Origin of the sequence: Helicobacter mehlei (genome assembly GCF_007280785.1) — a bacterium.
Classification (GTDB): domain Bacteria; phylum Campylobacterota; class Campylobacteria; order Campylobacterales; family Helicobacteraceae; genus Helicobacter; species Helicobacter mehlei.
In genome coordinates, this window is sequence record NZ_VKGC01000057.1 from 1 (window position 1) to 961 (window position 961).

1 protein-coding gene is annotated in these 961 nt (G+C 45.0%); it reads left to right on the forward strand.

From position 1 onward, the window contains the following. Positions 1-181: 181 nt before the first annotated feature. The coding region (locus FNE76_RS08055; protein ID WP_456237340.1) for a portal protein at positions 182-961 on the forward strand (780 nt) is incomplete at its 3' end.

Consider the following 961-nt stretch of genomic DNA (forward strand, 5'->3'; position numbering starts at 1 on the left):
AAAATGCTAGCGCATTTTGCAAAAGCCTAGGGGCTTTTGCTCATTAAACACTACGCGTTCCGCTACGCTCCATTAAAGCCTTCGGCTTTAACCCTTGTCACCCCTTTTATTTTTAGTTATGATACGCCCATCACGCCCTTTAAGCTTTAAACACTTCTTGGGGGGCGTGTTAAAGGCAGATATGCAAGATTCTAACACCCTTAAAGAGATTTTTAAACAAGATTTAGAAGCCAACACGCCCAGCATTGCAGAATCCAAGCAGGCACTAGCTTATTACCACGGCAACCAGTTACCCCCCGATGTTTTGAACATCATTGAGCAGCGCGGGCAGACCCCCATTGTGGAAAACATCTATAAAATGATTGTGAATAAAATTCTAGGCTATAAAATACAGAGTATCCAAGAAGTTAGATTGACTCCCCGCCAAGAGGAAGACAAGCCCCTAGCGGACCTTTTGAACGATTTATTAAAATACTTCAGCCAAAAGCGCAATTACGACCAAGAGATGATCAAGCGCGATAAGGATTTGATTATGGGTGGCTTAGCGGTGATGGAGCTTTGGGCTATCCAAGACGAGCAGGGTTATATTGACATTGAGCTTAAAGCCCTTGACCCCCGGGCTTTTGTGATAGACTATATGAGCACGCACCCCAATGCGCTAGATGCTAGGCGTTTCCACAAGGTGCTTATCAAAGACGAAGAGAGTTTGAAGCAGATTTTGCCCGATGTAGAGCTTATCTATGAGAAGAACAGCAATGAGCGAGTCGCGCGCATCATAGAAAGTTGGGTGAAAGAGTTTGAGGGGGGGACTTGGGTGTGGAATCGGTATTTGTGGAGCCAACAGGGCGGAATCTACAAGTTTGAGCCCAAGCCCTTTAAAAATAACCGACACCCCTTTATTGTGGCCAAATTCTACCAAGATGAGCAGAATCGCTATTACGGGCTTTTTAGGGATATTAAG